Source organism: uncultured Methylobacterium sp. (assembly GCF_964244095.1).
In the GTDB taxonomy this organism is placed as follows: domain Bacteria; phylum Pseudomonadota; class Alphaproteobacteria; order Rhizobiales; family Beijerinckiaceae; genus Methylobacterium.
In genome coordinates this window covers 1-7,757 of the sequence record NZ_CAXTHR010000180.1, presented here as the reverse complement: position 1 = coordinate 7,757, position 7,757 = coordinate 1, and the positions used below count along the sequence as shown (strand labels likewise).

General features: G+C 72.4%; 9 protein-coding genes. 4 read left to right on the top strand and 5 right to left on the bottom strand.

What is annotated here, in order from left to right; genetic code table 11:
• The 3 genes from ACFE86_RS20075 to ACFE86_RS20065 all read right to left on the bottom strand — a co-directional run.
• A partial coding sequence (locus ACFE86_RS20075) for an Hsp33 family molecular chaperone (RefSeq protein WP_375457091.1) occupies positions 1-984 on the bottom strand: 984 nt, incomplete at its 3' end.
• 234 nt (positions 985-1,218) lie between these two features.
• The gene (gene argF, locus ACFE86_RS20070) at positions 1,219-2,214 is read right to left on the bottom strand and encodes an ornithine carbamoyltransferase (protein WP_375457090.1); all 996 of its coding nucleotides are present in this window, start codon (positions 2,212-2,214) and stop codon (positions 1,219-1,221) included.
• A 57-nt stretch (positions 2,215-2,271) separates the two neighbouring features.
• Positions 2,272-3,465, bottom strand: coding sequence for an aspartate aminotransferase family protein (locus ACFE86_RS20065; RefSeq protein ID WP_375457089.1), 1,194 nt, complete (start codon positions 3,463-3,465; stop codon positions 2,272-2,274).
• Positions 3,466-3,777: 312 nt separating this feature from the next.
• On the opposite strand from ACFE86_RS20065, the gene ACFE86_RS20060 reads away from it, so the two are divergent.
• The gene (locus ACFE86_RS20060; protein WP_375457088.1) at positions 3,778-4,251 is read left to right on the top strand and encodes a RidA family protein; all 474 of its coding nucleotides are present in this window, start codon (positions 3,778-3,780) and stop codon (positions 4,249-4,251) included.
• Positions 4,251-5,009 (top strand): glycerophosphodiester phosphodiesterase family protein, encoded by a 759-nt coding sequence (locus ACFE86_RS20055; protein ID WP_375457087.1) that lies wholly within the window; start codon positions 4,251-4,253, stop codon positions 5,007-5,009. The genes ACFE86_RS20060 and ACFE86_RS20055 overlap by 1 nt, the downstream gene beginning before the upstream one ends.
• A gap of 15 nt (positions 5,010-5,024) precedes the next feature.
• On the opposite strand, the gene ACFE86_RS20050 is transcribed toward ACFE86_RS20055, so the two are convergent.
• Together ACFE86_RS20050 and ACFE86_RS20045 are read right to left on the bottom strand one after the other, a co-directional pair.
• On the bottom strand, positions 5,025-5,345 hold the full coding sequence (locus ACFE86_RS20050) for a HigA family addiction module antitoxin (RefSeq protein WP_375457086.1): 321 nt from the start codon (positions 5,343-5,345) through the stop codon (positions 5,025-5,027).
• 10 nt (positions 5,346-5,355) lie between these two features.
• The gene (locus tag ACFE86_RS20045) at positions 5,356-5,637 is read right to left on the bottom strand and encodes a type II toxin-antitoxin system RelE/ParE family toxin (RefSeq protein ID WP_375457092.1); all 282 of its coding nucleotides are present in this window, start codon (positions 5,635-5,637) and stop codon (positions 5,356-5,358) included.
• 199 nt (positions 5,638-5,836) lie between these two features.
• On the opposite strand from ACFE86_RS20045, the gene ACFE86_RS20040 reads away from it, so the two are divergent.
• Both ACFE86_RS20040 and ACFE86_RS20035 read left to right on the top strand, forming a co-directional pair.
• Positions 5,837-7,054, top strand: coding sequence for a GNAT family N-acetyltransferase (locus tag ACFE86_RS20040; protein ID WP_375457085.1), 1,218 nt, complete (start codon positions 5,837-5,839; stop codon positions 7,052-7,054).
• Positions 7,055-7,056: 2 nt separating this feature from the next.
• Positions 7,057-7,757, top strand: a 701-nt coding sequence (locus ACFE86_RS20035) for an amidohydrolase (RefSeq protein ID WP_375457084.1), incomplete at its 3' end; no start/stop codon positions are given.

Genomic DNA, 7,757 nt, shown 5'->3' with positions numbered 1-7,757 from the left:
CGGGTCGAGGTCGTAGCGGCGCGAGCAGAACTCGCAGGTGATGGCGATGCGGCCGTCATCCGTCACCATCTCGCGGCGCTCGTCGCCCGAGAACGAGCGGATCATGCCCATCACCCGCTCGGGCGAGCAGCGGCACCGCTCGTGCACGGCTTGGGGCTCGAACACCCGCACGCCGCGCTCGTGGAACAGGCGGTAGAGCAGGCGCTCGCTCGACACCGCCGGATCGACGAGTTCGTGGTCCTCCACCGTACCGATGAGCGAGCGCGCCTCGACCCAGGCATCGTCCTCCGGCGCGCCGTCCGCGTCGAGATGGCGGTGGCCCTCCGGGATGTCGCCCGGCGGCAGGTCGGCGAGCCGCGCGCGGTCGATCGATTGCGGCAGGAACTGCACCAGCAGCCCGCCGGCGCGCCAGCGGCCCCGCCCGTCCTCGAACGCCTCGGCCACGGCCAGCCGCACCTGCGTCGGGATCTGCTCGGACTGGCGGAAATACTGGTGCGCCGCCGCCTCCAGGCCCTGGCCGTCGAGCGCGACGACGCCCTGGTAGCGGCTCGCCGCCGAGCCCTGGTCGATGGTCATGGCAAGGTGCCCCCGCCCGATCAGCGCGGCGGCCTTGCGCGGCCCGCCGCCCAGCGCGGCGATCGCATCCGCCTCGAAGCGCGCGGTGGCGCGCAGGCGGTCGGGCGCCTCGAAGTCGACGACGATCATCCCGACCGGGCCGTCGGTCTTGGTCTGGAGCTGGAACCGGCCCTCGAACTTCAGCGACGCGCCGAGCAGCACGGTCAGCGCCGCCGCCTCGCCGAGCAGGCGCGCCACCGCGTCCGGGTAGCCGTGCCGGCGCAGGATGGTGTCGACGGACGGCCCGAGGCGCACGACGCGCCCGCGCACGTCGAGCGCCTCGACCGCGAAGGGCAGCACGCAATCGTCGGCGCCGTCGTGGCCGTTGCCAATGGTCCGGGTCGGCGTGTCGTCGCGTCCGGCGGTCATGGCGTCTCCGTGGGGGCGAGGGCGGGGGCAAGAGCACCCGTCGCGCGCGGCGGATGCCGGGTCTGCCCGGAATGATGCAGGCGGGTCGATGCCCGGGCGCGGGTGCGGCCCCGGGAGAGACGGAGGCCGCTGAGGGGCGCGACCGCTCCGGATCGGTCTCACCCCTCGCCCGCACGGGAGAGCGAGCCGCGCGCCGGCCCGGATATGGGATGCCGCGATCCTTTTGGCGACCCGCTACAGCCCGCCTGCCCGCAGGCACCACGCCAGGATGCCTTTCTGGGCGTGCAGGCGGTTCTCGGCCTCGTCGAACACCACCGATTGCGGCCCATCCATCACCTCGGCGGTGACCTCCTCGCCGCGATGGGCCGGCAGGCAGTGCAGGAACACCGCGTCCGGGGCCGCCGCCGCCATCAGCGCGGCGTTGACCTGGTAGGGGTTGAGCAGGTTGTGGCGGTGGCTCTCGTCCTCGTCGCCCATCGAGACCCAGCAATCGGTCACGACCGCGTCGGCGCCCGCGACCGCCGCGAACGCGTCGGCGGTGACGGTGACGCGTGCGCCCTCGGCCTTCGCCCAGGCCATCAGCGCGGGCGGGGGCGCCAACCGGGGTGGGCAGGCGACGTTGAGGGTGAAGGCGAAGCGCGCGGCCGCGTGCACCCAGCTCGCCAGCACGTTGTTGGCGTCGCCCGACCACGCCACCGTGCGACCCGCGATCGGCCCGCGATGCTCCTCGAAGGTCAGCACGTCGGCCATGACCTGGCAGGGATGCGAGAGCTTGGTCAGCGCGTTGATCACCGGTACCGTGGCGTTCCCGGCCAGGTCCAGCATCAGCCCGTGATCGAGGATGCGGATCATGATCGCGTCGACGAAGCGCGAGAGCACCTGCGCGGTGTCGCCGATGGTCTCGCCGCGGCCGAGCTGCATCTCGCCGCCCGTGAGCATCAGGGTCTCCCCGCCGAGCTCGCGCATCGCCACGTCGAAGGAGACGCGGGTGCGGGTCGAGGGCCGGTCGAACACCATCGCGAGGGTCTTGCCGGCGAGCGGGCGCTCGGCGCTCGGCTCGCCCTTGCGGCGGCGGGCCTTCATGGCGGCGGCCGCGTCGAGCATCCGGCGCAGGTCGGCGCCGGACACGTCCTTGAGGTCGAGGAAGTGGCGCGGCGCGGCGCCGCCTTTCACTGTCGCGGCGCCGCCGTTCGCTTGGCCGGCGGCCTGGCCGTCGATGGGGGCGGTCATCTCAACACATCACGCTCGGGTTCGTCGGCGGCTCCTCCGGGCGGAGCCGGGAGAGGATCACTCGGCCGCGCCGCGCAGCGCGCCGGTGAGCGCGGCCGCCGTGGCCTCCAGGCGCTCGACCGCCTCGGCGACGTCGGCCTCCGTGACGATCAGCGGCGGCAGCAGGCGCACCACGTTGTCGCCGGCCGGGATCACCAGCAGGTGCTCGGCCCGCGCGGCCGCGGCGAAGGCGGTGTTGGGCACGCCGAGCTTCAGCCCGAGCATCAGGCCCTCGCCGCGGATCTCCGTGACGACGTGCGGATAGCGGTCGCGCAGGGCCGCGAGCTTCTGCTTCAGCACGAGGGCGACGCGGCGCACGTGGTCGAGGAAGCCCTCGCCCAGCACCACGTCGAGCACGGCGTTGCCCACCGCCATGGCGAGCGGATTGCCGCCGAAGGTGGTTCCGTGGCTGCCCGCGACCATGCCGCGGGCGGCCTCGTGGGTCGCCAGGCACACGCCGAGCGGGAAGCCGCCGCCGATGCCCTTGGCCGCGCTCATGATGTCGGGCGCGATGCCCGCCCCCTCGTGCGCGAACAGGCGCCCGGTGCGCCCGACGCCGGTCTGGACCTCGTCCAGGATCAGCAGGAGGCCGTGTTCGTCGCAGAGTTCGCGCAGGCCCCGCAGGCATTGGGCCGGCACCGGCCGGACGCCGCCCTCGCCCTGGATCGGCTCGATCATCACGGCCGCCGTCTCGGGGCCGATCGCGGCGCGGAGCGCCGCGTGGTCGCCGAAGGGCACCTGATCGAAGCCCTCGACCTTCGGGCCGAAGCCCGCGATGTACTTCTGCTGGCCGCCGGCGGCCAGCGTCGCCAGCGTGCGCCCGTGGAACGCGCCCTCGAAGGTGAGGATGCGGTAACGCTCGGGATGGCCGCCGGCGGCGTGGTACTTCCGCGCGATCTTGATCGCCGCCTCGTTGGCCTCGGCGCCCGAGTTGCAGAAGAAGGCGACGTCGGCGAAGGTCGCCTCGACCAGGCGCCGCCCGAGCCGCTCGCCCTCGGGGATCTCGAACAGGTTCGAGGTGTGCCAGAGCTTGCCCGCCTGCGCCGTCAGGGCCGCGACGAGGTGGGGATGGGCGTGGCCCAGCGCGTTGACCGCGATGCCGGCGCCGAAATCGAGGTATCGCTCGCCGCTGCTCGCCACCAGCCATGCGCCCTCGCCGCGCTCGAACGCGATGGGAGCCCGGGCATAGGTCGGCAGGAGGGCGGATGTCACGGGTCCCGTCTCCGTCTCGGCGTGCGGGGCGGGCCCCGCGTTGAACAACGCATATGCAGGGCGCAGCCCTGCGTGAGAAAACGAAAGTGCCGCCTCGTCACCGGGGCGGCACGCGCGCGATTACTATGAAACGCGGCCGTGCTGTCAATGACGGGACCGCCCGCCGCCCCCGACATGCCTCGAAAACGGGCGCTTTCGGGCCCGCGCGCTTGCTTCTGAGGCGCGGCCCGTGCTCCAGGATCTGCGCATCGCGGATGCCGGGGCGCGGAGCCCCGGTGACGGGCGGGGTCGGGACATGAGCGGGGTCGGGAGATGAGCACGATCAAGGACCGTCTGGAGGGCCTCGGGCTCGTCCTGCCGAAGGCGGCGGCGCCGGTGGCGAACTACGTCCCGTTCGTGCGCACCGGCAACCTCGTGGTGATCTCCGGCCAGATCTGCCTCGGGGCCGACGGCAGGCTCGGCTCAGGCCATGTGGGCAAGCTCGGCGCCGAGGTCTCGGCCGAGGACGGGATCGCCGCGGCCCGGCTCTGCGCGCTCAACGTCCTGGCGCAGGTCGAGGCCGCGGTGGGCGACCTCGATCACGGCGTCGTGCAATGCGTGCGGCTCGGCGGCTTCATCAACTGCGTGCCGGGCTTTGCCGGCATCGCCGGCATCATGAACGGCGCCTCCGACCTGATGGTCGCGGTGCTCGGCGACCGCGGGCGCCACGCGCGCTCGACGGTCGGCGTCGCCGAGCTTCCGCTCGACGCCGCCGTCGAGGTCGAGGCGCTGTTCGAGGTGCGGTGATGGCGCGACCGCCCGCCTTCGCCTGGCTCACCGCGCGGCCGATCGCCCATCGCGGCCTGCACGACCGCGCGGCGGGCCGGCCGGAGAACACGATCGCGGCCGCCCGCGCGGCGATCGCCGGCGACTACGCCATCGAGTGCGACGTGCGGATCAGCGCCGACGGCGAGGCGATGGTGTTCCACGATGCCGCCCTCGGCCGGCTGACGGGCGAGACCCTTCCGGTCGCCTTGCGGAAAGCCGCGGATCTCGGCCGGCTGACCGTCGCCGGCACGCCCGAGACGATCCCGACGCTGCAGGCCTTCCTCGCCGAGATCGCGGGCCGGGTGCCGCTGATCGTCGAGATCAAGGCGAGCCCTGCCGGCGACCTCGCGCTCGCGCGGCGGGTGGCCGCGATCGCGGCCGGCTACGACGGCCCGGTGGCGCTGAAGTCGTTCGATCCGCAGGTCGTCGCCGCGCTGCGCGGGCTCGTCCCGGACACGATCCCGCGCGGCATCGTCGGCGAGACGAGCCAGGACGACCCGGCCTACGCGGCGCTTACCGACGTGGCGCGGCGCGCGCTCTCGGACCTGCTGCACATCGGCGAGACGCGGCCGGACTTCGTCTCCTGGCGGGTCGACGACCTGCCCTGCGCCGCGACCCACCTCGCGCGCGTCCTCGGGCACCTGCCGGTGATGGCCTGGACCGTCCGCACCGAGGCGCAGCGGCGGCTGGCCGCGGACCACGCCGACCAGATGGTGTTCGAGGGCTTCCTGGCATGAAGCTCGGACGTGTGCTCAGGCAGCCCGGCGCGGCAGCGGCGTGATCGAGGTGAGCGTCGCACCCAATCGTGCTTCCACGACCTCGATGTCGTGGCGTATCTGCAGACCGAGCCAGAGTTCGGCCGACGTTCCGAAATAGCGTCCGAGCCTGAGCGCGGTGTCGGCCGTGATACCGATCTCCTCCCGGACGATGCGTTCGACGCGCGTGCGGGGCACACCGCACGCCTTCGCGACCGCGTAGGGTGTCAGGCCGAGCGGAACCAGAAATTCCTCGCGCAGGACCTCGCCGGGATGCAGCGGCGGCAGCGTCTCCACGATCTCCAGTCCGGTGTCCATGGGCCGTCCCTCAGTGATAATCCACGATCTCGACTTCGGCCGGACCGCGCTCGGTCCAGCGGAAGCAGATCCGGTACTGATCGTTGACCCGGATCGCATGCTGCCCGGCGCGTTCATGGAGAAGTGGGTGCAGCCTGTTGCCGGGCGGGGCGCGCAACTCGTTCAGGTCGATCGCTCGATCGAGGTAAGCGAGCTTGCGGCGAGCCGCCGTGAAGATTGCGGCAGGGAAACCCTTCGGCCGGCGCCCGCGATAAACCGCCTCGGTCGTCGGGTCGGCGAAGCTCTGGATCAGGGTCTGATCACTCCCCTTCCCGCCCAAGGTATCACCGCGTGGTACTATCGAGCAAGCCGTGCTGAATGTCCCCGCGGTTCGCGGTCGAACATGATGCGGCGGGAGCCGCCCCCGTCCGTGTTGAGCTTGCCGCTCCCTGCGACGGCGGCGTGCACAGCCGCGGCTTGCCCGCCCGTCGCGCGTCGCTAGAGTGCTGCGCATGGAAAAACCCGGCTCTCCGCCAGAGGCTGCCACCGAATTGCGGGTCCGGGCCCTGACCGGCCTGAAGGAGATCGGCGCGGCGGCGTGGGATGCCTGCGCCACCTCCGCCGAGACGCTGGCCGGCGGCGACGAGGGCCACAACCCGTTCGTCAGCCACGCCTTCCTCTCGGCGCTGGAGGATTCCGGCTGCGTCTCGCGCAAGACCGGCTGGCTGCCGCTGCACGTCGCGGTGGAGCGGGACGACAAGCTCGTCGGCGTCGCGCCCTGCTACCTGAAATCGCACAGCCAGGGCGAGTACGTGTTCGACCACGGCTGGGCCGACGCCTACGAGCGCGCCGGCGGGAGCTACTACCCGAAGCTCCAGGTGAGCGTGCCGTTCACGCCCGTCACGGGCCCGCGCTTCCTCATCGCGCCCGGCGCCGACCCGGACGTCGCCACGGGCGCGCTCGTCGCGGGCCTGCGCGCGCTGCGGGCCGAGACGAAGGCGTCCTCGGTCCACGTCACCTTCATGCAGGAGCCGGAATGGGTCCGCGCCGGCGCCGCCGGCTTCCTCCAGCGCACCGACCAGCAGTTCCACTGGGAGAACGCCGGCTACAGGACCTTCGAGGACTTCCTCGGCGCCCTGGCCTCGCGCAAGCGCAAGGGCATCCGGCGCGAGCGGCGCGACGCGCTGGCCGCCGGTATCACGATCGAGCACCTGACCGGTTCGGACCTCACCGAGGCGCATTGGGACGCGTTCCACGCGTTCTACGCCGACACCGGCGCGCGCAAGTGGGGCCGGCCCTACCTCAACCGGCGCTTCTTCTCGCTGCTCTCCGAGCGGATGGCCGACCGCGTGCTGCTGGTGATGGCCAAGCGCGCGGGCCGCTACGTCGCCGGCGCGATCAACCTGATCGGCGACACCGCGCTCTACGGGCGCAACTGGGGCTGCATCGAGGAGCACCCGTTCCTGCATTTCGAGGTGTGCTACTATCAGGCGATCGACTTCGCGCTCGCCCGCGGGCTGACGCGGGTGGAGGCGGGCGCGCAGGGCGAGCACAAGCTCGCGCGCGGCTACCGGCCGGTGCTGATGCACTCGGCGCACGACATCGCCGACCCCTCGTTGCGCCGGGCGGTGGCCGACTACTTGCAGCGCGAGCGCGCCCATGTCGAGGCGATGGTCGGCGAACTCGACACCCTGACGCCGTTCCGGCGACCTTGCACGGAAGAATCGTGAGCATGAGCCCGATCGATCGCATCAGTGCCTACGCCGACGAGCTGACGGCGCTCCGCCGCGACCTCCACGCCCATCCCGAGCTCGGCTTCGAGGAGGTGCGGACCTCCGGGATCGTCGCAGACCTGCTCGAAGGCTTCGGCATCGAGGTCCACCGCAACGTCGGTCGCACCGGCGTGGTCGGCATCCTGAAGGGCCGCAGCGACAACGGCCGCCGCATCGGCCTGCGCGCCGACATGGACGCCCTGCCGATCGCGGAGGAGACCAACCTGCCCTACCGCTCCACCGTGCCGGGCAAGATGCACGCCTGCGGGCATGACGGCCACACCGCGATGCTGGTCGGCGCCGCGCGCTATCTCGCCGAGACCCGCGCCTTCGACGGCACGGCGGTGTTCGTGTTCCAGCCGGCCGAGGAGGGCTTGGGCGGCGCCCGCGCGATGCTCGCCGACGGGCTGTTCCAGAAGTTCCCCTGCGACGAGATCTACGGCCTGCACAACCAGCCGAGCGGCCCGCACGGCACGATCAAGCTGCGCCCCGGCCCGATCATGGCCGCGGCCGACTTCTTCGACATCCACGTCAAGGGCCGCGGCATCCACGCCGCCCAGCCCCATCTCGGCAACGACCCGATCGTGGTGGCGACAGCCCTGGCGCAGGCGCTGCAGTCGATCGTCTCGCGCAACGCCGACCCGCTGAAGTCGATCGTGCT

Bases quoted from the DNA above. Each gene is read 5' to 3' on its own strand.
- argF (WP_375457090.1), bottom strand. From the start codon at position 2,214: ATGACCGCCCCCATCGACGGCCAGGCCGCCGGCCAAGCGAACGGCGGC.
- ACFE86_RS20060 (WP_375457088.1), top strand. From the start codon at position 3,778: ATGAGCACGATCAAGGACCGTCTGGAGGGCCTCGGGCTCGTCCTGCCG.
- ACFE86_RS20055 (WP_375457087.1), top strand. From the start codon at position 4,251: ATGGCGCGACCGCCCGCCTTCGCCTGGCTCACCGCGCGGCCGATCGCC.
- ACFE86_RS20050 (WP_375457086.1), bottom strand. From the start codon at position 5,345: ATGGACACCGGACTGGAGATCGTGGAGACGCTGCCGCCGCTGCATCCC.
- ACFE86_RS20040 (WP_375457085.1), top strand. From the start codon at position 5,837: ATGGAAAAACCCGGCTCTCCGCCAGAGGCTGCCACCGAATTGCGGGTC.